General features: G+C 61.4%; 20 protein-coding genes and 1 other RNA gene. 12 read left to right on the top strand and 9 right to left on the bottom strand.

What is annotated here, in order from left to right:
- Window positions 1–56 precede the first annotated feature (56 nt).
- The 9 genes from ASE04_RS19610 to ASE04_RS19580 all read left to right on the top strand — a co-directional run bounded on the left by ASE04_RS19610 (window position 57) and on the right by ASE04_RS19580 (window position 9,767).
- Window positions 57–332: a DUF4164 domain-containing protein gene (locus ASE04_RS19610; protein WP_056820733.1), complete on the top strand. Its 276-nt coding sequence runs from the start codon at window positions 57–59 to the stop codon at window positions 330–332.
- Window positions 333–345: 13 nt separating this feature from the next.
- On the top strand, window positions 346–723 hold the full coding sequence (locus ASE04_RS19605; protein ID WP_056820730.1) for a cell division protein ZapA: 378 nt from the start codon (window positions 346–348) through the stop codon (window positions 721–723).
- 66 nt (window positions 724–789) lie between these two features.
- Window positions 790–948, top strand: a non-coding RNA gene (ssrS, locus tag ASE04_RS30255) — 6S RNA.
- A 413-nt stretch (window positions 949–1,361) separates the two neighbouring features.
- Window positions 1,362–1,508: a DUF1127 domain-containing protein gene (locus ASE04_RS30250; protein ID WP_082597409.1), complete on the top strand. Its 147-nt coding sequence runs from the start codon at window positions 1,362–1,364 to the stop codon at window positions 1,506–1,508.
- A gap of 119 nt (window positions 1,509–1,627) precedes the next feature.
- Window positions 1,628–2,215: an IMPACT family protein gene (locus tag ASE04_RS19600; protein ID WP_056821453.1), complete on the top strand. Its 588-nt coding sequence runs from the start codon at window positions 1,628–1,630 to the stop codon at window positions 2,213–2,215.
- Window positions 2,216–2,330: 115 nt separating this feature from the next.
- Window positions 2,331–3,350, top strand: coding sequence for a phosphogluconate dehydrogenase (NAD(+)-dependent, decarboxylating) (gene gnd, locus ASE04_RS19595; protein WP_056820729.1), 1,020 nt, complete (start codon window positions 2,331–2,333; stop codon window positions 3,348–3,350).
- 104 nt (window positions 3,351–3,454) lie between these two features.
- Entirely contained in the window at window positions 3,455–5,563 is a 2,109-nt protein-coding gene (locus ASE04_RS19590; protein ID WP_056820727.1) for a mechanosensitive ion channel family protein, read from the top strand.
- Window positions 5,564–5,760: 197 nt separating this feature from the next.
- The gene (gene mprF / locus ASE04_RS19585; protein ID WP_056820724.1) at window positions 5,761–8,385 is read left to right on the top strand and encodes a bifunctional lysylphosphatidylglycerol flippase/synthetase MprF; all 2,625 of its coding nucleotides are present in this window, start codon (window positions 5,761–5,763) and stop codon (window positions 8,383–8,385) included.
- On the top strand, window positions 8,382–9,767 hold the full coding sequence (locus ASE04_RS19580; protein WP_056820718.1) for an AcvB/VirJ family lysyl-phosphatidylglycerol hydrolase: 1,386 nt from the start codon (window positions 8,382–8,384) through the stop codon (window positions 9,765–9,767). The genes mprF and ASE04_RS19580 overlap by 4 nt, the downstream gene beginning before the upstream one ends.
- Here the strand turns inward: ASE04_RS19580 and ASE04_RS19575 are convergent.
- From ASE04_RS19575 to ruvC, 4 genes are all read right to left on the bottom strand, one after another.
- The gene (locus ASE04_RS19575) at window positions 9,764–10,327 is read right to left on the bottom strand and encodes a DinB family protein (RefSeq protein ID WP_056820712.1); all 564 of its coding nucleotides are present in this window, start codon (window positions 10,325–10,327) and stop codon (window positions 9,764–9,766) included. The genes ASE04_RS19580 and ASE04_RS19575 overlap by 4 nt on opposite strands.
- A gap of 38 nt (window positions 10,328–10,365) precedes the next feature.
- On the bottom strand, window positions 10,366–11,406 hold the full coding sequence (ruvB, locus tag ASE04_RS19570) for a Holliday junction branch migration DNA helicase RuvB (RefSeq protein ID WP_056820710.1): 1,041 nt from the start codon (window positions 11,404–11,406) through the stop codon (window positions 10,366–10,368).
- Between the two features lie 79 nt (window positions 11,407–11,485).
- A complete protein-coding gene (gene ruvA / locus ASE04_RS19565) occupies window positions 11,486–12,103 on the bottom strand; it encodes a Holliday junction branch migration protein RuvA (protein ID WP_056820707.1) in 618 nt (205 codons plus the stop codon).
- Window positions 12,104–12,160: 57 nt separating this feature from the next.
- Window positions 12,161–12,673 carry a crossover junction endodeoxyribonuclease RuvC gene (gene ruvC, locus ASE04_RS19560; protein ID WP_056820701.1) on the bottom strand — a complete coding sequence of 171 codons (513 nt, stop codon included), beginning with the start codon at window positions 12,671–12,673 and terminating at the stop codon, window positions 12,161–12,163.
- 240 nt (window positions 12,674–12,913) lie between these two features.
- Between ruvC and ASE04_RS19555 the strand changes: the two genes are divergently transcribed.
- Together ASE04_RS19555 and ASE04_RS19550 are read left to right on the top strand one after the other, a co-directional pair.
- Window positions 12,914–15,229: a methyl-accepting chemotaxis protein gene (locus ASE04_RS19555; RefSeq protein ID WP_056820699.1), complete on the top strand. Its 2,316-nt coding sequence runs from the start codon at window positions 12,914–12,916 to the stop codon at window positions 15,227–15,229.
- 121 nt (window positions 15,230–15,350) lie between these two features.
- On the top strand, window positions 15,351–16,352 hold the full coding sequence (locus ASE04_RS19550) for an LLM class flavin-dependent oxidoreductase (protein WP_056820697.1): 1,002 nt from the start codon (window positions 15,351–15,353) through the stop codon (window positions 16,350–16,352).
- Window positions 16,353–16,412: 60 nt separating this feature from the next.
- Here the strand turns inward: ASE04_RS19550 and ASE04_RS19545 are convergent, their stop codons facing one another.
- The 3 genes from ASE04_RS19545 to ASE04_RS19535 form a co-directional block, all read right to left on the bottom strand.
- Complete coding sequence (locus ASE04_RS19545) at window positions 16,413–17,009, bottom strand: SH3 domain-containing protein (protein WP_056820695.1); 597 nt, start codon at window positions 17,007–17,009, stop codon at window positions 16,413–16,415.
- On the bottom strand, window positions 17,000–17,497 hold the full coding sequence (locus ASE04_RS19540) for an invasion associated locus B family protein (protein ID WP_056820693.1): 498 nt from the start codon (window positions 17,495–17,497) through the stop codon (window positions 17,000–17,002). The genes ASE04_RS19545 and ASE04_RS19540 overlap by 10 nt, the downstream gene beginning before the upstream one ends.
- Before the next feature lie 230 nt (window positions 17,498–17,727).
- A complete protein-coding gene (locus tag ASE04_RS19535; RefSeq protein WP_056820691.1) occupies window positions 17,728–18,474 on the bottom strand; it encodes a YebC/PmpR family DNA-binding transcriptional regulator in 747 nt (248 codons plus the stop codon).
- Between the two features lie 174 nt (window positions 18,475–18,648).
- Here ASE04_RS19535 and ASE04_RS19530 point away from each other — a divergent pair, with 174 nt between their 5' ends.
- The gene (locus tag ASE04_RS19530) at window positions 18,649–19,152 is read left to right on the top strand and encodes a pyridoxamine 5'-phosphate oxidase family protein (protein WP_056820689.1); all 504 of its coding nucleotides are present in this window, start codon (window positions 18,649–18,651) and stop codon (window positions 19,150–19,152) included.
- A 30-nt stretch (window positions 19,153–19,182) separates the two neighbouring features.
- On the opposite strand, the gene ASE04_RS19525 is transcribed toward ASE04_RS19530, so the two are convergent.
- Entirely contained in the window at window positions 19,183–20,019 is an 837-nt protein-coding gene (locus tag ASE04_RS19525; RefSeq protein WP_056820687.1) for an MBL fold metallo-hydrolase, read from the bottom strand.
- A gap of 117 nt (window positions 20,020–20,136) precedes the next feature.
- The gene (locus tag ASE04_RS19520; protein WP_056820685.1) at window positions 20,137–20,961 is read right to left on the bottom strand and encodes a TIGR00282 family metallophosphoesterase; all 825 of its coding nucleotides are present in this window, start codon (window positions 20,959–20,961) and stop codon (window positions 20,137–20,139) included.

The following is a 20,961-nucleotide window of genomic DNA, read 5'->3' as shown; positions in this document are numbered from 1 at the left end:
ATTGGGTCGGCGCCGCAGACCGATTCGCCAGTCTTGAGCGGGGAACCGATAAAGACATGACGCCTACAGGCACTATCATCGAGGCAGCCCTCAAGGAGCTGCGGCAGGCTGTTTCCGGCCTCGAAAACGCTGTCGACGTGCGTTTTGAGCGCCAGCGCGAGAGCGGCGAGATCGAAAGCGAAGTCCGTCGCGTGCATGCCGATCGTTCGAAGCTCGCACAGGAGCTCGATCAGGCGGAGTTTCGGGCGAACCGCCTGGAAGAGGTCAACCGCGAGGTTTCGCGGCGGCTGGTGACGGCGATGGAAACGATCCGCGCGGTCCTCGACCGCTAGCAGGGAAATGGGAATGGCGCAGGTAACGGTAACGATCGACGGCAAGGCTTATCGAATGGCCTGCGAGGAAGGTCAAGAAGATCACCTGACGGATCTCGCGACCCGCTTCGACCGTTACGTCGGGCACCTCAAGAGCCAGTTCGGCGAGATCGGAGACCTCCGGATCACCGTCATGGCCGGCATCATGGTCATGGACGAAATTTCCGAACTGACGCGACGTGTCACTCATCTTGAGTCCGAACTCGAGGCGCTGCGCGGCAATCGCGATACGGTGCTTGCCGCGACTGTCCGAACCGAGGAGAGCGTTGCGGCCGCGATCGTCGAGATGACCGGCCATATCCGCGGGATCACCGACAAGCTGAACGGTCGGGCTTCGGCCGAACTGAACTAGATAATAATTCGAGGGTGCCGCTCCGGAGCCTCTGGCGTACCCCAACGATCAGCCTTATATAGAGACTGCGATCTGCGCCTCGCGACAGGAACCACAATCCCTGGGGCCATACTCGATCCAAAGGGAGCTGTCCCTGACCAGGCCCGTGGGCTTGGACATATGGCGCCCACCTACGTTTGTAGGCACCCAGGATCGTAAACCTCCATCGGTTGCCGCGGATCGCACTTTTCCCTTTTTCAGCCTTTGCAATGGATGGGTCCGGCGGACCTCATCCGCGTGCAATCCAGCTATGCGCTCTCCGCAATTCGCGGCTTGTTTTGCGACGGTGCTGGCGGCTCCCTTGTCGTCGGGCATCTTTTCGCCAATTGACCGGCGATTCAGGCGTTTGGTTAAGCCTTGTTTAACAACTGGCCTCAGCGCCCAATGGTTGGGCTCTGTTGACGGCAGCCTGACGTGGTCCGCGCCGTTCTGCTTAGAAATTGATCATATAGAAATGAGCTATGCGTTTTGCGCATTGATGGGTTGTCATCTTGGCGCTGTTACGAGCAACGGCGTGCGCTTATATTCACCTCAACAGATGAACAACGGCGCCACGGACTGGCAGCCGAAACCGACAAGCCCTAGGAAAGGGGATTATCATGAACGTAGCACGCTCTTTCAATAACTGGCGCAAGTTCCGTCAGACCATTTCTGAACTCGGCCGTATGTCGAACCGCGAACTCCACGACCTCGGCATCGACCGTACGGACATCCATCGCGTCGCACGCGAAGCTGTCGGCCGCTAATCGGTCGCAGCGGATCTTACGATCTTCTCGAAAACGCCCGCTGCTCACCAGCGGGCGTTTTCGTTTGTGGTCACGGTTTTTCTTGCGCGGCACTCCATCGCGGCGATATGCCAATCGGCATGTTTGCATTGGAACGTGTCGAAAACTTCGAGCAGATCGTCAAGAAGAGCCGTTTCCGTGCGATCGCGGCTCCAGTGGCCTCGGAGCAGGCGGCCAAGGATTTCCTGGCGAGCCATAGCGAAACCGGCGCGAACCACAATTGCTGGGCCTGGCGCATCGGTCAGTCCTATCGTTTCAGCGACGACGGCGAGCCGAGCGGAACGGCCGGCAAGCCCATTCTTCAGGCCATTGACGGCCAATCCCTGGACAAGGTGGCGGTCGTCGTGACGCGCTGGTTCGGGGGCGTGCTGCTCGGGACCGGCGGGCTGATCCGTGCCTATGGCGGAACGGCCGCCGCCTGTCTGCGCGCGGCGTCGATCATCGAACTGATCCCGACGCTCGATGCAGAAATCACAGTCCAGTTCTCCGATCTTGCCTTGGTGAAGGCGAAGCTGGCTGCTTTCCCTTCGGTGCGCATCGTTCAGGAGACCTTTGTGGATTCAGGTGCAGCGCTTGTCCTGACAGTGCCGCAGGCCAGCGCCGCCGATATCGCGGTGATCCTCGCGGATGCCACGAGCGGCCGCGTCGTGCTTGCCCCGGAAAGCTGAGTGATCACGGGTGCGGCGATGAAATCGCTCGAATGTGACGGAGACTTCGCTTGCTTGCTGCACTGCGAGTGCTAATTTCGGCAATCATATCGATTTAATTCGCAGGAGATTTGAGATGCAGCTTGGCATGGTGGGTTTGGGCCGGATGGGCAACTATATGGTCCAGCGTTTGATGCGCGATGGCCATGAGTGCGTCGTTTATGACGCCAAGCCCGAAAATGTGGCCGATCTCGTTGGCAGGGGCGCGCTTGGCAGCGCTTCGCTGGAAGAATTTGTTTCCAAGCTGTCGCGTCCGCGCGCCGTGTGGCTGATGCTGCCGGCTGCGATCACCGACAAGGTGATTGCCCAGTTGGTGCCGCTGCTGCACGACGACGATATCATCATCGATGGCGGCAACTCCTATTATCACGACGATATCAGACGCGGCGGGGAGCTGATCACCAAGGGCATTCACTACGTCGATGTCGGCACCAGCGGCGGCGTCTTCGGCCTCGAGCGTGGCTATTGCCTGATGATTGGCGGCGAAAAGGGCATCGTCCAGTCGCTGTCGCCGATCTTTGCTTCGCTTGCACCCGGTGCGGGCGACGTTCCACCGTCGTCGAACAGGAGTGAGCAGCCGGAGAGCACCGCCGAAAAGGGATATCTGCATTGCGGTCCTCACGGCGCCGGGCACTTCGTCAAGATGGTCCACAACGGGATCGAATACGGTCTGATGGCCGCTTATGCCGAAGGGTTCAATATTCTGAAGCATGCGAATATCGGGTCCGGCTCGCAGGAGGCCGATGCCGAAACCGCGCCGCTGGCACACCCCGAGCACTATCGTTACGACTTCAATCTGCAGGATGTCGCCGAGGTATGGCGCCGCGGTAGCGTGATCACGTCCTGGCTGCTCGATCTGACGTCCGACGCGCTGCATGTAGACCCCGCGCTTGCCAAATACGCAGGCCGCGTATCGGACTCCGGCGAAGGCCGGTGGACGATCATGGCGGCGATCGACGAGAGCGTGCCGACCCCGGTTCTCAGCGCGGCTCTCTACGGTCGCTTTTCTTCCCGCGACAACGACGAATTCGCCAACAAGGTTCTTTCGGCGATGCGTGCCGGCTTCGGCGGCCACGTCGAGAAGCCAAAAGCATAAACCATTCGTTCTAAACGCTTATCTAGCCCGCTCAGCATTCGCTGAGCGGGCTTTTCTTTCGCGCGCTCCGATATAAGGTGAAGGCTCAGGTCGGAGGGTGACGAATGGCCGATAAGTTCAATGCGCGCGTTTTGCTGCGGTTTTTCATGTTGATCGCTACGCTCGGCCTAACGGCAAGCGCGTCGGCGCAGACGGCCGCGCCCGCTGCGGATCAGGCACCACCCGCCGAAGTCCGCCAGATGATGCAGCTGATGCAGACGCCGCAGGTCAAGCAGTGGATGGCGACGCAGATGCAGACCGCGCCTTCCGCCGAGGCTCCGGCCTCCAGCGACCAGATGTCCGTGTTATCGACGTTCTTCGGTCATGCCCGCCATCACCTCGACATGGTGTCGGGCGCCGCGATGAGCCTGCCGAACGAGGTGGAGAACGCGTCTGTCCTCGTCGAGCGCGACATCGAGCCCACGGGATGGTCGTGGGTCAGCATCGAGGTGCTGGTGCTGCTGCTCGCTGGCCCGGTGGTCGAACTGCTTTTTCGGATGATCGTTCCGAAGCCACGGATCCGCCGGCCGGACGGTGAAGTCACGACGGTCGCGCACCATGCCGCAGCCAACCTGATCTATCGCATCGTGCCTGCGCTTGTCTTCGTGACGGCAACCTTCATTGCGCTCGCAGTCATCAACTGGCCGCCGCTGACCCAATCCATGGCAATTGCCGTCGCCATCGCGTTGATCGTTGCGCGGCTTACCATATCGCTGGGCCGCTTGCTGGTAGCGCTCGTCACTTTGCCGAAGCCGGACGGGGAGCGCCAGGTCTCGCGGGCGACCGCACTCTTCTGGTTCCGGCGCTGCGCGGTGTTCGTCATCTATTTCGCCTTCGGCTGGGTGGTCATCCAGATGTTGGCGCGGCTCGGTTTTTCCGCCGGCTCGCGATATCTCGCTGCCTATGCGCTGGGGATTGGCCTGTTCCTGATTGCCACCGAGGCGGTGTGGTCGCGACCGGTTGAAAATGGACACAAGAGCACGACGGCGTCGTGGTCCATGACGGTCTACTTCCTGCTTCTCTGGGTACTGTGGGTGGCAGGCTTCAATCTGCTGCTCTGGGTCGGGATCTACTTGCTGCTCCTGCCGCGCGCGCTGTCGGTCGCGACACTTGCCGTACGCTCGCTGCACCAGGCGGAAGCAGGCTTCCTGGCGAAGCGGCGGATTGCGACGGTGCTGCTAGACAGAGGCGTGCGCGCGTTGATCATCGCAGGCGCGGCGATGTGGCTCGGACGAATTCTCGGGTTTGCCGCCGATAGGATGGCTGCCGGTGAAACGATTGTCGATCGTATCGTTCGCGGTTCGATCGGCGGTATCGTCATCCTGCTTGCGGCGGACCTGCTCTGGCACTTGGCGCGAGCCTATATCAACGGTCGGCTCGATGATGCGCCGCTCGAGGGCGCTGTCAACGACGAGGACCGGGCAAAGCGTGCCCGGCTGCAAACCCTGCTTCCTATCTTTCGCAACATTCTCGCCGTCGTGATCGCTGTCATTGCTGTCTTGATGGTGCTTTCAGGCCTTGGGATCGAAATCGGACCGCTGATCGCGGGTGCCGGCGTCGTCGGCGTGGCTGTCGGCTTCGGGGCGCAGACGATCGTCAAGGACGTGATCAGCGGCATGTTCTATCTGTGGGACGATGCTTTCCGTATCGGGGAATATATCGAAAGCGGCAGCCACAAGGGCGTCGTGGAAGCCTTCAGCCTTCGTTCCGTCCGGCTGCGGCACCACCGGGGGCCATTGACGACGGTGCCGTTCGGCGAACTCGGAGCAGTGCGCAATCTCAACCGCGACTGGACGATCGATAAGGTCACCCTGAACGTCACCTACGATACCGACCTCGTGAAGGCCAAGAAGGTCATCAAGCAGATCGGCCAGCAACTGCTTGATAATCCGGACTATAGCCCGCACATCATCGAAACGCTGAAGATGAAAGGCGTGGAGCAGTTCGGCGAATTCGCGATCCAGATAAGGCTGTCGATGATGACGAAACCTGGCGAGCAGTTCGTCATCCGCCGCAATGCCCTGGCAATGATCCGAAATGCCTTCAAGGAGAATGGCATCGAGTTCGCCGTGCCGACGGTGCAAGTTTCCGGAGACGGGCGCGACTCCGATGCGCGGGCCGCGGCCGCGCGGTTTGCGTCGCAGCGTTCGGACCCCGGTCAGGCGAGCGCATAGTGTCGCAGGTCCACCGCTAGTTTGGCGCAAGCCCGCGGACCTTACGAAAATGCAATGTAGCGAGAGCCCCCATGGCGCCAAAAATGCCCCAATTGCAGATGATGCAGACGTCGACAAGCGGCGCTGGGGTAGCGCGGCAGGTGGTCTAGGACCGCCGGCCGGTTATGTTACGTGTTCGAAACATGATTCCCGCTAAGATGGAAGATTGCGACGCTACGAGACCGGGGCATAACCAGGTGGAAGATATTCAAGAGACGGAAGAGTCCGCGCTGCGCGGGTTCTTCAGACAATACCGCACGCATCTGACTGCGATTGCGACCCTCGCCGTGTTCTGCATGGTGGGCTTCGCCATCATGCAGTTGACGAACGAGGTGCGCTATGACGACGTCGTTCAGGCGCTGGCGGACACCAAGCTGAGTTCAATCCTGTTGGCGCTGTTCTTCACGGCGCTCAGCTTTCTCGCCCTCGTGTTCTACGATGCGAACGCGATCGATTATATCGGCAAGAAGCTTCCTTTCCCGCAGGTGGCCCTGACCGCGTTCAGCGCCTATGCCGTCGGCAACACGGCGGGTTTCGGCGCTTTGAGCGGCGGCGCCATTCGCTATCGCGCCTATTCGCGGCTTGGCCTGTCGCCAGAAGAGATCGGCCGTGTCATCGCCTTCGTGACGATCGCCTTCGGCCTTGGCCTCGCGGGTGTCGGTGCTATCGCGCTTCTTGCCATCGCGGACGAGATCGCACCGCTTATCAATGTCAGCAGCCTGCTGCTTCGCCTGATCGGCGGCGCCGTCGTCGCGGTACTGGCCGGGATGATGGTTCTTGGAAGCGGCGGACGCGCGCTGAGGATCGGGCGGCTGTCGATCCGTCTGCCGGACTCGGCGACATGGTCGCGCCAGTTTCTCGTCGCGGCCTTCGACATTGCCGCGTCGGCAACCGTTCTCTACGTGCTGCTTCCGCAAACGGCGATCAGCTGGCCGGTGTTCCTCGCCGTCTACGCAATCGCTGTCGGTCTTGGCGTGCTGAGCCACGTGCCTGCCGGTCTCGGCGTTTTCGAGACCGTCATCATTGCCTCGCTCGGCAGTGCGGTGAATATCGACGCGGTTCTCGGCTCGCTTGTTCTCTATCGCCTGATCTATCACGTCGTTCCGCTGCTGCTGGCGGTTCTCGCCGTTTCCGCGACCGAACTTCGCCGTTTCGCCGATCATCCGGTGGCATCGGGCGTTCGGCGCATCGGCATACGGCTGATGCCGCAGCTTCTGTCGACCTTCACGCTGCTCCTCGGCGTCATGCTGATCTTTTCGAGCGTCACGCCGACGCCGGATTCCAATCTCGCCTTCCTGTCGGATTATGTGCCGCTGCCGATCGTCGAGGGCGCGCACTTTCTCTCGAGTCTGCTCGGGCTGGCGCTCGTCGTCGCGGCGCGTGGCCTCGGACAGCGCCTGGATGGAGCGTGGTGGGTCTGCATTTTGTCCGCCGCCGCAGCGCTTGCGCTGTCGCTGCTGAAAGCCATTGCGCTCGTGGAAGCCTGTTTCCTCGGCTTCCTGATCTTCGGTCTCTTTGTCAGCCGCCGCCTGTTCCGCCGCCATGCCTCGTTGCTGAACCAGACGCTGACGGCGTCGTGGCTGATGGCGATCGCCGTCGTCTGCGTCGGCGCGATCGTCATCCTGCTCTTCGTCTATCGCGACGTGGAATACAGCAGCGAGCTGTGGTGGCAGTTCGAGTTTGCCGGCGAAGCGCCGCGCGGGCTGCGCGCCGTGCTCGGCATAACGATCATCTCGTCGGCCATCGCGATTTTCAGCCTGCTTCGCCCGGCAACGACGAAGCCCGAGCCGGCTTCGGACGATGCGTTGTTGCGGGCGGTCGGGATCGTCGGCAAACAGCGTTATGCCGACGCCAATCTGGTGCGCATGGGCGACAAGAGCATCATGTTCTCGGAAAAGGGTGATGCGTTCATCATGTACGGCCGTCAGGGTCGGTCATGGATCGCGCTGTTCGACCCGATTGGCGAACGCAGTGCCTTGCCCGAACTCGTGTGGCGTTTCGTCGAGTCGGCGCGAGCCGCCGGCTGCCGTGCCGTCTTCTACCAGATCTCGCCGGCGCTGCTTTCTCATTGCGCCGACGCGGGGCTGCGCGCATTCAAGCTCGGTGAGCTCGCGGTCTCCGACCTCCGCACCTTCGAGATGAAGGGCGGAAAATGGGCCAACCTGCGCCAGACGGCCAGCCGCGCTCAGCGCGACGGGCTGGAGTTCGAGGTCATTGCGCCGGAGAACATCGGTTCGGTCATGGATGATCTGGCTGCCGTTTCCAACGCCTGGCTGCAGGATCACAATGCCAAGGAGAAGGGCTTTTCGCTCGGTGCCTTCGAGACTGACTATATCGCGTCGCAGCCGGTCGGCATTCTCAAGCTCCAGGGCCAGATCGTCGCTTTCGCCAATATCCTGGTAACCGACGCCAAGGATGAGGGAACGATCGACCTGATGCGGTTTTCGCCGGATGCGCCGAAAGGGTCGATGGACTTTCTTTTCGTCCAGATCATGGAGTACCTCCGCAACGAAGGCTTCGCGCATTTCAACCTGGGCATGGCGCCCCTTTCGGGCATGTCCAAGCGCGAGACGGCGCCGGTCTGGGACAGGATCGGCAGCACGGTGTTCGAACACGGAGAGCGCTTCTACAACTTCAAAGGCCTCAGGGCCTTCAAATCCAAGTTTCACCCTCAATGGCATCCGCGCTACCTCGCGGTTTCCGGTGGAGGCAATCCGATGATCGCATTGATGGACGCTACGCTCCTGATCGGCGGCGGATTGAAAGGGGTCGTAAGAAAATGATGAAAAGATATCTTCTGGCTGCCGCGTGCGCATTGCTGATGACGGCGCCTGGCGCAAGCGCTGCAAGCGAAAGCACGCAAGACTTTGAGACCGGCATTATTCCATCCCCTCACATCTTCCTGCCTGGCGGCGGCGATGTGAAGGGTGCGGTGATGCTGATCTCCGACGCCGCTGGCTGGGGCGACAAGGAAAAGGCGGAGGCCGACCGTCTGGTGGGCGAGGGGGCCGTGGTCATCGGCGTCGATTTTCCCTCCTACATGGAGGCTCTGAGAAACTACGATGTCAGCGAGAACGATGGCTGCATCTACATGGTCTCCGACATCGAGTCGCTCAGCCAGCAGGTTCAGCGCGCCGCCGGCAACAGCGCCTATCACCTGCCGATCATCGCGGGTATCGGCGAAGGCGGGGCGCTTACTCTCGCAATCGCTGCGCAGACCCCGGATGCCACCATCGGCCAGACGCTTGCCATCGATCCCGTCGCCGGCATTCCCCTGACGCACGAGCTTTGCACGCCGGCGAAGAAGCAGACGGTCGGCGATCGGATGATCTACGGCCTCAGCGATATCTCATTGCCGGATCCCATCATCGCGGCCTTTACCTCGGCGGCCAGCAAGGATGGGCGCGCGCATGTCGAAGAGCTGAAGAAGGCGCATCCGGATATCGACATCCGGGATTCCGAAGATGATGCGCAGACCACGCTCAGCGACACGCTGGACGATCTGATCGCCGCTTCGGGCAGTGCCGGCAACCCGCTCGGGCTGCCGCTGACCATACTGGACGCGAAGCCTGTCTTCGACACGATGGCGGTGATCTATTCCGGCGATGGCGGCTGGCGCGATATCGACAAGGAAGTCGGTGCCGCTCTGCAGAAGCAGGGCATTCCAGTCGTCGGTGTCGATTCCCTTCACTATTTCTGGTCGGAGCGTAAGCCGCAGGAAACGGCTGACGACCTCGGCAAGATCATCGAGCTTTACCGCAAACAGTGGAAGGTGAAGCACGTGCTGCTGGTCGGCTATTCGTTCGGCGCCGACGTCGTGCCTGCGGCCTATACGCGGCTGAAGCCGGCGGCCAAGGGCGCGATCGCGCAGATGTCGCTGTTGTCCCTGTCTCACGCGGTCGACTACCAGATCTCCGTGATGGGCTGGCTCGGCCAGAAGACGGAAGGCGCGGGTGGCGACCCGGTGGAAGACCTGAAGAATGTCGACCCCAAGATCGTCCAGTGCATTTACGGCAAGGAAGACGATGATGAGGTTGCCTGCCCTGATTTGAAGAGCAGCGGCGCCGATGTCATCGCCTTGGCGGGGGATCATCATTTTGATGAGAACTACGAGCTACTCAGCAAGACGATCGTCGACGGACTGAAATCTCGCCTGCAGGACTAACGCATCAAGATGTCTTCGGTCCAGCCGAGGGCGGCGACTTCGCCGCCCCGGAAGCGGGCGTCGTCAGCAACGATGAATTCGTCGAGTTGAGGCGGTTCGACGCTGGTGCCTGACAGCATGGCGTGAGCCTGACCGCGGTGGTGCGTCTGGTGCTGAAACAGATGGGAGAGCACGTCTTCCATCAATTCACGCTGAATCCGCTCGCTGCGATGCAGCTCGACCGTCGAGGCGAGATCGATCGGCGTCAAGCGCTCACAGAGCGTGACGAGCCGATGATCGACCATTTTCTGCGCCTGCGAAAGTCTTTCGATATCTCCGAAGGGTTCCTCTACCTTCCAGGCGGCAGGTCCCAGTGTCCCGCCTTCGAGGCCATCGACGTAAAACCAGTCGACGGTGAGCATGTGGTTCAACGTCGATTTGATCGAGGGAAAGAAGCTCATGCGGGAGGCTTCGAACTCGCCTGGCTGTAGCCGTTGGCAGGCGGCGTGGAGCCTGTGGTTTGCGAGCGCGTTGTTATAGGCAAGCTTGCGGAAGCTGCGGCAGGGGTCGAAACTCGGCAACGGATTTCCCCTCCTTCGGGAAGCCAGATGCTTCCGGCTCAATCCTCTTCCTGAAATAGTCGAAACTGCGCAGCTTCAAGGTCCTTCGGCGGTTGCATGCCGAGGTGCTTCCACGCCGTCGCCGTCAGGATACGGCCGCGCGGCGTGCGCTGGATGAAGCCCTGCTGGATCATGTAGGGCTCGATGATGTCCTCGATCGCGTCGCGTGGTTCGGAAAGGCCGGCGGCGATCGTTTCGATGCCGACAGGGCCACCACCGAAATTAACGGCAATCATGTTCAGATAGCGGTTGTCGAGCTGGTCCAGCCCCATGTTGTCGACCAGGAGGCGGGTTAGCGCCTCGTCGGCAATCTCGCGCGTGACGGCTTCCGCCTTTGCAACCTCGGCAAAATCGCGGACCCGGCGCAACAGGCGACCGGCGATACGCGGCGTGCCGCGTGCGCGCCGCGCGATCTCGCGGGCGCCTTCCTCGGTCATCGGCAGGTTCATCAGTCGGGCGCCGCGGCGCACGATCAGCTCCAGTTCCGGAACCGTGTAGAAGCTGAGGCGCACGGGAATACCGAAGCGATCGCGCAGAGGGGTCGTGAGCAGGCCAAGTCGCGTGGTGGCCGCAACCAGCGTGAACTTCGAGAGATCGATCTTCACGGAGCGTGCCGCCGGACCTTCCCCGATGATCAGGTCGAGCTGGAAATCTTCCATGGCGGGGTAGAGGATCTCCTCGACCGCCGGATTGAGGCGATGGATTTCGTCGATGAAGAGGACGTCGCGCTCCTCGAGGTTTGTCAGCAGCGCGGCGAGATCGCCTGCCTTGGCGATGACGGGTCCCGATGTCGAACGGAAATTGACCCCAAGCTCCTTGGCCATGATCTGCGCTAGCGTCGTCTTGCCGAGGCCGGGCGGGCCGACGAAAAGGACGTGATCGAGCGCCTCGCCACGGTTCTTTGCGGCCTCGATGAAAATCTTGAGATTGGCGCGTGCTTCGGCCTGGCCGGTAAACTCGTCCAGCGATTGAGGACGCAGGGTCGCGTCAAAGTCTTCCCCTCGCTTTTCCGAGGATATCAAGCGCGCGGGGTCACTCATGCTGGCACGTTCCGATCATTCTGCATTACCGACCAATACACCAAGCGGTCCGACTTGGCACCATTGCGAGGCGACCACGTCAACGCGCCAGTTCCTTCAGCCCGAGGCGAATGAGCTTGGCGCTGTCTGCGCCTTCGCCGGCGGTCTTCATGGCGGCCGCGACGGCGTTTGCCGCCTGGTCGCGCGAGTAGCCGAGGTTCGTCAGCGCCGAAACAGCGTCGGCGACCGGGGCTGCGGCGACGCCTTCGCCGAGTTCCTGCTTCAGAGCAATGTTACCAGTCGCCTCTCCCGCAAAGGCTGGCGCCTTGTTCTTCAGTTCCGTCACGATACGGACGGCGACCTTGGGACCAACCCCTTGCGCGCGTGATACGGCGGTGCGGTCCTGCAGGGCGATGGCGTTCGCAAGCTCGCTCGGATTGAGCGTCGAAAGAATGGCAAGCGCGACCTTGGCGCCGACACCCTGGACGCTCTGCAACAGATTGAACCATTCGCGTTCGAGCGCGCTCATGAAGCCGAAGAGCTTCAGTTGGTCTTCGCGCACATAGGTTTCGATGAAAAGGACGCAGGCCTCGCCGACCGAACCGAGCCGCGACAACGTTCGGCTGGAGCAGTGGGCGACATAGCAGACGCCGTGGACATCGATGAGCACATAGTCGTCGCCGAGTTCTTCAATGGTGCCTTTGAGCTTGCCGATCATGAACGGGCTCCGTCAGTGTGATCTAAAAGCGTGGGATGAGACGAGGGGTAGCACGGATCATCCAGCCAACGCGGCCTGCCGCATGCGGTTGCTGCCGCGGTTGTGGGCATGGCAGATGGCGATCGCGAGGGCGTCGGCGGCATCGTTGCCCTTGAATTCAGCCTTGGGCATCAGGATCTTCAGCATCATGTGGATCTGCTGTTTCTCGCCATGGCCAACACCGATGACGGCCTTCTTGACGGCGTTCGGCGCATATTCGGAGACCTGCAGACCGGCGCGGGCTGGGACCAGCATCGCAATGCCGCGCGCCTGACCGAGCTTCAGCGTTGCGACCGCGTCCTTGTTGACGAAGGTTTGTTCGACGGCGGCTTCATGCGGCTGGTGCACATGGACGACCTCGGCGAGCCCGTCATGCAGCTGGCAAAGGCGTGAGGCGAGATCCATATCGCCATCCGAAGTCACCGTTCCCGAGGCGACAAAACGCAGGGAATTGCCGAGCGTTTCTATGATCCCCCAGCCAGTGCGCCGTAGTCCGGGGTCGATGCCAATGATGCGAATCGTATTTTGCATGCGTCACCTTATTGCAACGGCAAAATAACTGCCATCAATATGTGAACAAAACAAAAACATCCATTGTTTTTCAAACTTGCCGTTTACGTCAATTTAAGCTCCGTGCGTAAGTTTTGACCGATAAAATGTCAGAGGAGCCGGCTTTTCCGGAAGATAAGGCTCCCAAGTTCGGCTTACAGGTCTGCCTGCGAGGACATTGCGCCCGACAGGCATGCGCCGTTCCAGAAGGGTTCGTTGTTCATGGCTCAGAGATTTCAATCCCTGTCCTTCAAGGTTATTGCCACATTCATTCTGCTGACGGCTCTGTCGATCGCCGTCATCAATGGTCTCGCCTACTTCGCCAGCAGCCGGATTTCCGGCGAGCAGGCCCTGAAGGCAAAGGAAAGCGTTCTCATCTTTCGCGGCGACATGCTGCGCGAGCAGCTGGGGCAGCTTGAGAACCAGGCCAATTCTATCGCGCGCATCGAAGCGCTGCAGATGTCGATCACCAGCCTCAAGAGCGGCTGGAAGACGATCGAGAAGAGCTCGGGCGATCCGCGCGTCGAACTCAAGAAGGTGTTCATCACCAACAATCCGAACCCTGCCGATCAGCGCGAGAAGCTGCTGAAACCGGATGGTCCGAGCGGGTTCTATTATTCCAACCACGAGAAGACGCAGGGTGAAGTCGCCAGAGACCTGGAGAACACTCCGTTCGGCGATCTGCTGATTGCCGACCTCGAGGGCAATGTTCTCTATTCCTACAAGAAGAACGACGACTTCGCAGAGAACCTGACCTCCGAACGCTGGAAGCCGAGCGGCGCCGGAATTGCCTTTGCCAAGGCGATGGCGAACACGGCGAAGGCTACGGATGACTTTGCGCCGGCAGGCTTTTCGGGTCTTCATATCGATGCCGCCCGCGGCGCCTCGGAGATCTTCTTCGCAGTGCCGATCATCAAGCTCGGCGCGGCGAAGGGCGTCATGCTTTTCAAGGTGCATGAGGACGTCTTCACCAGCATCCTGACAAAGGGGATTGTCGCGGGTAGCTCGGCGCAGGCAGCGATCGTCTCGCAAGACGGCAGCGCCGTGACCGTCAACGCCGACGGCAAGCTTGCCGTTCTCGACACCACGCCATTCAGCTTCGTCAGGGATGCGCTGGCCAGTTCCGCCATGACCGTCGACGATTTCGATCGGGCCGACGGTGCCGCGCGTGCCTATGTGCGTTCGGTCGACTACCACGATTCCCGGTTCCTCGTGGTCGAAAGCATGAGGCTTAGCGAGATCAATGCGGGCTCGATCGAGATCGCGACCTTGCTCAGCATGATCGCCGTCGGGGTTCTCCTGGTGATGGCGGTGGCGACCGGCATCATTACCAAGATGCTGTTCTCCCCGCTGGTACGACTGGCGGGCATCACCAGCGCGGTTGCCGATGGCAAGCTCGATGTCGAGATCGAAAGCCAGAACCGCGGCGATGAGATCGGCACGATGGCAAAGGCGCTGGCGCGCTTCAGGCAATCGCTGGTCGAAAGCCGCGAACTGGAGGCCGCGAGCACGGAAACGCGCACACGTGCAGAGCGCGACCGGCAGCAGCATATGGCCGAGCGCGAAGCCGAGGCAAAGACGCTGCAGGATGTGGTCGAGGCAATCGACGAAGGCCTTCACCATCTCGCCAACGGCGATCTCGCCTATCAGATCGACCGCCGCTTCCCGAGCGAGCTCGAAGGCCTGCGGGTCAACTTCAACCAGGCGCTCGCGGCCCTCAGCCAGACCATGACGGCAATCGGCGGCAACTCCATGGCAGTTCGCTCCGGCTCCGAGGAGATGCGCACCAGCGCCGACGAACTCGCCGGGCGCACCGAGCGGCAGGCGGCGTCGATCACCGAGACAGCCAATGCCATCGACGCGATCACCCAGTCCGTTCGCGTCCAGATCGAACGCGCCGAACAGGCGGAGCGCATCGCGCGCGACGCCAAACGCGAAACGAGCGGCTCCAGCCAGATCATGCGTGACACGATCGCCGCGATGGAGGCCATCCAGGGGTCGTCGCGCCAGATCAACTCGATCATTTCGGTCATCGACTCGATCGCTTTCCAGACCAACCTGCTGGCCCTCAATGCCGGCGTGGAAGCGGCGCGCGCAGGCGATGCCGGCAAGGGCTTCGCCGTCGTCGCAATGGAAGTCAGAGAGCTTGCGCAACGCTCGTCGAGCGCCGCGAAAGAGATCTCCAGCTTGCTGCAGAAATCGACGCGGGAAGTCGAGGCCGGCGTCTCGCTGGTGGAGCGAGCCGGCGAGGCTTTGACTGGCATCGGCAGCCATGTCGAGTCCATCAACGGCCAGATCAGCGAGATCATGGATTCGACGCGCGAGGAGGCGGATACGCTTCGCCAGATCAACGCGGCGGTGGCCGAACTCGACAGCATGACGCAGCAGAACGCCGCCATGGTCGAGGAAACGACGGCCGCCATCCATCGCCTGGCAACGGAAGCGGTCGAAATGGATCGGCAGCTTGCCAATTTCACGCTGGCGAGCGGTACCCACCAGCACAGCGCCGAAGTGCATGTGCTGCGCCGGCACGGCTAGGCCCTTCGAAAACACTCATGAGCAAGGGCCGGCAACGGCCCTTTTTCATGTCTCGGGTTTGGAAAGGCGACGGCTGCCACCTACATAGACCTGTCTTTCAAACTACAGGTGGGCTTTTGCCATGGTTCCGTTTTCGATCCTCGATCTCTCTCCCGTTCCGGAAGGTGGTACGGTTCGCCAGTCTCTCGAGAGCTCGGCGCGCATGGCCCAGAAAGCGGAGGAGTTCGGATACAAGCGCTTCTGGCTGGCCGAGCATCACGGAATGCCGGGGATCGCCAGCGCCGCGACGGCTGTCGTCATCGGGCATGTCGGGGCCGCGACCAAGCGCATTCGCATCGGCTCGGGCGGCATCATGCTGCCGAACCACTCGCCGCTTGTCATCGCGGAGCAGTTCGGCACCCTCGAAGCATTGTTTCCGGGACGTGTCGACCTCGGCCTCGGCAGGGCTCCGGGCACGGACATGCGGACGGCGCAGGCGCTCCGTCGCAATCTTGATGCCGGCGCGCAGAGCTTCCCGAATGACGTCGTGGAACTGCAGCAGCTGCTCGGCGCGCCGATCGAAAACCAGGCTATTCTTGCCGTGCCGGGCATGAACACGAACGTCCCGATCTGGCTTCTCGGCTCCAGCCTTTACAGCGCTCAACTCGCCGCGATGCTGGGGTTGCCTTATGCTTTCGCATCGCATTTCGCGCCGGATTCGCTACTCGACGCCCTCGATATCTACCGTGACCGTTTCAAGCCTTCAGCGGTGCTGGACAAGCCTTATGCGATGGTCGGGGTCATGGGATCCGTCGCCGATACAGACGAGGAGGCGCAGTATCATTTCACCTCGGCGCAGCAGCAGTTCGTCAACCTCCGGCGCAATGTGCGCGGACAGTTCCCGCGGCCGGTCGAGGACATGGAAAGCTTCTGGTCGCCGATGGAGAAGATGACCGTCGAGCATACGCTTCGCTATGCCGTCGTCGGCTCACAGAAAACCGCGGAGGCGAAGCTGTCGGAATTCATCCGCGACACGCAGGCGGACGAGGTGATCATCTCCATGCCGATCCACGATATCGAGGCCCGGCTGAAGTCCGTCGAACTGTTCGCAGGTCTCGGCAATTTTCTGCGCGCGGCGGCGTAGCGCCGATCCCGTCGACGTCATGTCGTGGTCTCGCGATCACGGCGCGATGCCTGTCGGCGCCTAGCGGATATTCTCGTTCGGATAGACGCCCCAGAGGGCCGATTGCCTGATGAAGCCGTTGATGTCATGCCCTGTGACTTCGACGTTGCACCAGGTCCCGTCACAGCCGTGGACGGAGAGCCTCACGCGGGCCTCCAGTTTCGCGACGACCCTGGCATCGGATTTCGGCGTTTCGCGGAGAGAAACCGTCGACGCATGCCATGGCCCGACGACTGCCGTGCGCTTGCTGGATAGAAGCGCCCTGTGCATCCAGCCGGAAACGCCGTCGCAGTCCCGGACCTGCCGCCAGTTGCCGTACTCCGCCAGGATTTCCATCGGCAGGCCGGGGACGGTGTAGACCCACTGGGTGCCGTAGTCGAGCGACGGCCCGATCCGCAGCCGCGCCTCTCTCGATCTGACCGAAACGAAGCGGGGGACGGGAAGCCCGGTTTCGCGACCCTTGGCGCCTTCCACGTCGAGCGGCTGCGGCATGGGCGCGGCAGTCAGCGGACGATGCGCGAACGCGAGGCAGAGGGTGGCGGCAACGAGCAGGCCAATGGTCGCGCGGAGGCGGCGCCGGATGCCGCGGAAGGGCATGCCGTGCATGCTCACTTGCATTTCGACATCTGCTTCAGCGCCGCCGACACGCCGCTCAGCGAATAGGTGTAGCTCGTATGTGTCCCGCGCTTGGAGACGACGCCGACCGTCATGTCGCTGCCGGAGCGCATGGCTTCGATGACGTCGGATTCCTTTGTCTCCTCGAGCACCCAGGCCGACTTGCCCTTGGTGAACATCGCAAAGGCTCGATCGCCGATCTCTATCCGGCCTCGCGACCCCGGCTTCAGGTCGTATCCCACGATCGCCTGCGGTTCGTAGGCCGTCAGCTTGCCGGGAGCCTTGCCGATGACGAAGAAGTTGCGTCCGTGATCGACGCCGGGCGGCTGGGCCGTCTTCGGGACCGTCAGCAGATAGCAGACCGTCCTGCCTTCGCGGTTGTAGGAATAGACACCCCAATCATCGAATTGTTTGATCATTGTCGGTTGCGCATGTGCCGTAACGGCACTGGCAAGCGTCAGGCAGAATGAGAGGAGGGCTGTTCTTGTCATGGCATTTCCCCGCCGAGAGTGTGAGAGACGCTGGTCTTGAGACAGACCGGCTGGAGCGAATGCGCGGCATTCAAGGCGGGCAGGGTTACCGGGATGTTAACGCGACGGTCCCGATCACGGACGTGTTATCGGGCGGCAGTGCTATGTGAAGTTATGCTTCATGTCGGCTGTGGATAACAAAAAAGCCGGCCGCATTGCTGCGGCCGGCTCAGAAACGAAATCAGAAGGGATCAGGCCGAAAGCTTGGCCAGGACTTCTTCGTCGACTTCGAAGTTCGAGTAGACGTTCTGGACGTCATCGTCGTCTTCGAGGCTGTCGATCAGCTTCAGCAGCGACTGTGCCCGTTCTTCGTCGACCGGGACGTTGTTCTGCGCGCGCCAGACGGCCTTGACGGTTTCAGCTTCACCGAGCGAGGCTTCGAGAGCCTTGGCTACTTCACCGAGGGCCTCGAAGCCGGTGGTGATGTAGTGGCCTTCCTCGTCGGTTTCGACGTCGTCGGCCCCGGCTTCGATGGCGGCTTCCATCACCTTGTCAGCGTCGCCCGCTGCGAGCTTGTAGGTGATTTCGCCGACGTGGTCGAAGGAGAAGGAAACGGAGCCGGTTTCACCGAGCGCACCGCCGGCCTTCGTGAAGATCGAGCGGACGTTCGATGCGGTGCGGTTGCGGTTGTCGGTCAGGGCCTCGACGATGATTGCCGTGCCGCCCGGGCCGTAGCCCTCGTAGCGCACTTCATCGTAGTTCTCGCCGTCGGCACCGGCTGCCTTCTTGATGGCGCGATCGATGTTGTCCTTCGGCATGGACTGAGCCTTGGCGTTCTGGATCGCCAGACGCAGGCGGGCGTTCATCGAAGGGTCGGGCAGACCGGCCTTGGCCGCGACCGTGATTTCACGCGCGAGCTTGGAGAACATTTTCGACCGCACGGAATCCTGACGGCCCTTGCGATGCATGATGTTTTTAAACTGTGAATGGCCAGCCATGGCACCCCTGTTCACGTCATACTGTTAGGAATGGGCCGCCTTATAAGAGCGAAACGGGCCGTATTCAAGGGAAAACGGCTTCATTTGGCCTCTTGCTCATCCATCCGGAATTGCGGAACAAAGCCCGGAAGCTGACGTTTCAAAGCACGGACCCTCGAAACGGAAGGAAGTGCTATGGCTAGCTTTAACGAGGCACGCGAACAACCAGCACGTCAGCTTTGGGAGCAGGTGAACGACATCCACGCGGGAATGCTTGGTGTCGATGGGGTGGACATGCACATGCAGCCGATGGCACCGCATGCCGATCCGAAGACCAACACCATCTGGTTCTATACGAAGTCCGATGCGGATATCGTTCGTTCCGTCAGGCCGGGCACGCGGGCGCATTTCTGCGTCGTCGGCAAGGACCATGATTATCACGCTTGCCTTGCCGGCAAGATCGAGGTCCGGCCCGATCCCGCGAAAATCGATGAATACTGGAATTCGATCGTCGCGGCCTGGTACGAAGACGGCAAGAAGGATCCGAAGCTGACGATGCTCGCGATGCACGTCGACGATGCCGAGATCTGGGTTTCGACCGGCAGCAAGCTCAAGTTCGGCTGGGAGATCGCCAAAGCCAATCTCGACGACGACAAGATGCCTGATGTCGGTATCCGCCAGCATTTGCAATTTGCCTGAAAACAGAGGGACCCGGCATGGCCGGGTCTTTCACTGCATGCCTTTCGCAACATAGATCAGCGGCTTCTTCGGCAATGTCCGCAAGGACACGGTGATGGTATCCGTCGCGGCGTAGCTGACGTCGAAATCGGGACCGAACATCGACAGGAAGCTTCGCAGCGGCCGCGGTTGATGCATCGGCAGGATCAGCGATGCGCGGAGCCTCTTGATGACGCGGCTCATGCTGTCGGCGCCCATCGTCAGGCCGCCGTCAACCGGCACCATGACGACATCCAGCCTTCCGATTTCGGCGTAATGGGAAGGCGTCAGCTCATAGTGCAAATGGCCAAGATGGCCGATACAAAGGCCGGCGACCTCGAAAATGAAGATCGAGTTGCCATCGGTCTGCGGCGCGCCGAAGCCGCCGCGGATATCGGTCGTGACGTTGCGAATATAAGTGTCGCCGACGACCATATCGATTTTCGCCTTATCTCCGGGAACATCGCTCCATCCATGCAGGACATGCTGGATATGGGGATCCGGCGTCACCGTGTAATGCGAGGAATGAGCGCGGTTCATCGTGACGACCATCGGCAGGCGCGGCGGCGTGTACCATCCGCTGTAATCCGTAGCGATCGTCACCCCGCCGGGTGTCTCAATGAGAAAGGTGGAGTGTCCGATGTAGGTCAGCGCGACCGTTTCTTCGGTCGCGGTCGCTCCGATGACGGATGCGGTGCGGGAAAAGCTCGCGTAAGTCGCGTGAGGGATCGACCGAGCAACAGCCTGGCACAGGCTGACGGCCTTTCGCTCCTGCTGAGCGGCAGCCGCTTCCGCGGCGATGAGGAGCGTCAGGCAGGCAATTGCGAAGACAAGAAAACGCGGCTTCATGCCACTTCCTCCAGCGCTTTCGGGTGCGCCCGGAGGATGCGGCAAGGCGTCGCAGCGGTCCAGTTGAAATGCCGGGACCACTGCTCACTTTTGCGTCATGGCAAGCGCGTGCCTATGCTAGCGCCAGAACTCCGGGATCGTCTCTGCGAGACGCGGACCGAGCCTGAGCGGAGCGATCTTCTCGGCGAGGCCAGTTGCATCCGAAATCTCGACGCCGACGCCGCAGATGGTGGCGGGGCCGGTCGCTGCTTCCATACGACCTTTCGGCATCTTGGAGATGAACCGGTTCAGCGGCTCTTCCTTGTCCATGCCGAGCGAGGAATCGTAGTCACCGCACATGCCGGCATCCGACAGGTAGGCGGTGCCGCCGTTGAGGATCTGATGATCGGCCGTCGGCACATGGGTATGCGTGCCGACGACGAAGCTGGCGCGACCGTCGACGAAATGGCCGAAGCACTGCTTCTCGCTGGTGGCTTCGGCGTGGAAGTCGAAGATGATCGCGTCCGCCTGCTCCTTGAGCGGGCAGGCATCGAGGATCGCTTCGGCCGATTTGAAGGGGTCGTCGAGTTCGGGGTGCATGAAGACGCGACCCATGATATTCGCGACCAGCACGCGTGCGCCGTTGCGCGCATAGAAAAGCCCGGAACCGCGACCCGGCGTGCCCTGCGGGTAATTGGCCGGCCGCAGGAACTGGTCGTGACGCCCGGCAAAGGCGACGGCTTCCTTCTGGTCCCAGACGTGGTTGCCAGTCGTGACGACGTCGGCGCCGGCGTTGATCGTCTCGAGGAAAATGTCCTCGGTAATGCCGAAGCCGCCGGCGGCATTCTCGCCGTTGACGACGACGAAATCGAGCTTCAGGTCGGAAATCAGGCCGGGGAGGCGGTTCCAGACGGCGGTGCGTCCGGTCTTACCGACCATGTCACCCAGAAAAAGCAGTCGCAT

Source organism: Rhizobium sp. Root708 (assembly GCF_001429725.1).
GTDB lineage: Bacteria > Pseudomonadota > Alphaproteobacteria > Rhizobiales > Rhizobiaceae > Rhizobium.
The sequence above is the reverse complement of the archived record's forward strand: the minus strand, read 5'-3'. Positions and strand labels throughout refer to the sequence as shown.

What these genes read in the sequence shown, in the direction of transcription:
- ruvB (WP_056820710.1), bottom strand. Translation starts at nt 11,406, where the DNA reads ATGAGTGACCCCGCGCGCTTGATATCCTCGGAAAAGCGAGGGGAAGAC.
- gnd (WP_056820729.1), top strand. Translation starts at nt 2,331, where the DNA reads ATGCAGCTTGGCATGGTGGGTTTGGGCCGGATGGGCAACTATATGGTC.
- ASE04_RS19535 (WP_056820691.1), bottom strand. Translation starts at nt 18,474, where the DNA reads ATGGCTGGCCATTCACAGTTTAAAAACATCATGCATCGCAAGGGCCGT.
- ASE04_RS19590 (WP_056820727.1), top strand. Translation starts at nt 3,455, where the DNA reads ATGGCCGATAAGTTCAATGCGCGCGTTTTGCTGCGGTTTTTCATGTTG.
- ASE04_RS19555 (WP_056820699.1), top strand. Translation starts at nt 12,914, where the DNA reads ATGGCTCAGAGATTTCAATCCCTGTCCTTCAAGGTTATTGCCACATTC.
- ASE04_RS19580 (WP_056820718.1), top strand. Translation starts at nt 8,382, where the DNA reads ATGATGAAAAGATATCTTCTGGCTGCCGCGTGCGCATTGCTGATGACG.
- ASE04_RS19610 (WP_056820733.1), top strand. Translation starts at nt 57, where the DNA reads ATGACGCCTACAGGCACTATCATCGAGGCAGCCCTCAAGGAGCTGCGG.
- ASE04_RS19600 (WP_056821453.1), top strand. Translation starts at nt 1,628, where the DNA reads ATGTTTGCATTGGAACGTGTCGAAAACTTCGAGCAGATCGTCAAGAAG.
- ASE04_RS19520 (WP_056820685.1), bottom strand. Translation starts at nt 20,961, where the DNA reads ATGCGACTGCTTTTTCTGGGTGACATGGTCGGTAAGACCGGACGCACC.
- ASE04_RS19550 (WP_056820697.1), top strand. Translation starts at nt 15,351, where the DNA reads ATGGTTCCGTTTTCGATCCTCGATCTCTCTCCCGTTCCGGAAGGTGGT.
- ASE04_RS19530 (WP_056820689.1), top strand. Translation starts at nt 18,649, where the DNA reads ATGGCTAGCTTTAACGAGGCACGCGAACAACCAGCACGTCAGCTTTGG.
- mprF (WP_056820724.1), top strand. Translation starts at nt 5,761, where the DNA reads ATGGAAGATTGCGACGCTACGAGACCGGGGCATAACCAGGTGGAAGAT.
- ASE04_RS19540 (WP_056820693.1), bottom strand. Translation starts at nt 17,497, where the DNA reads ATGACAAGAACAGCCCTCCTCTCATTCTGCCTGACGCTTGCCAGTGCC.
- ASE04_RS19525 (WP_056820687.1), bottom strand. Translation starts at nt 20,019, where the DNA reads ATGAAGCCGCGTTTTCTTGTCTTCGCAATTGCCTGCCTGACGCTCCTC.
- ruvA (WP_056820707.1), bottom strand. Translation starts at nt 12,103, where the DNA reads ATGATCGGCAAGCTCAAAGGCACCATTGAAGAACTCGGCGACGACTAT.
- ASE04_RS30250 (WP_082597409.1), top strand. Translation starts at nt 1,362, where the DNA reads ATGAACGTAGCACGCTCTTTCAATAACTGGCGCAAGTTCCGTCAGACC.
- ASE04_RS19605 (WP_056820730.1), top strand. Translation starts at nt 346, where the DNA reads ATGGCGCAGGTAACGGTAACGATCGACGGCAAGGCTTATCGAATGGCC.
- ruvC (WP_056820701.1), bottom strand. Translation starts at nt 12,673, where the DNA reads ATGCAAAATACGATTCGCATCATTGGCATCGACCCCGGACTACGGCGC.
- ASE04_RS19545 (WP_056820695.1), bottom strand. Translation starts at nt 17,009, where the DNA reads ATGCAAGTGAGCATGCACGGCATGCCCTTCCGCGGCATCCGGCGCCGC.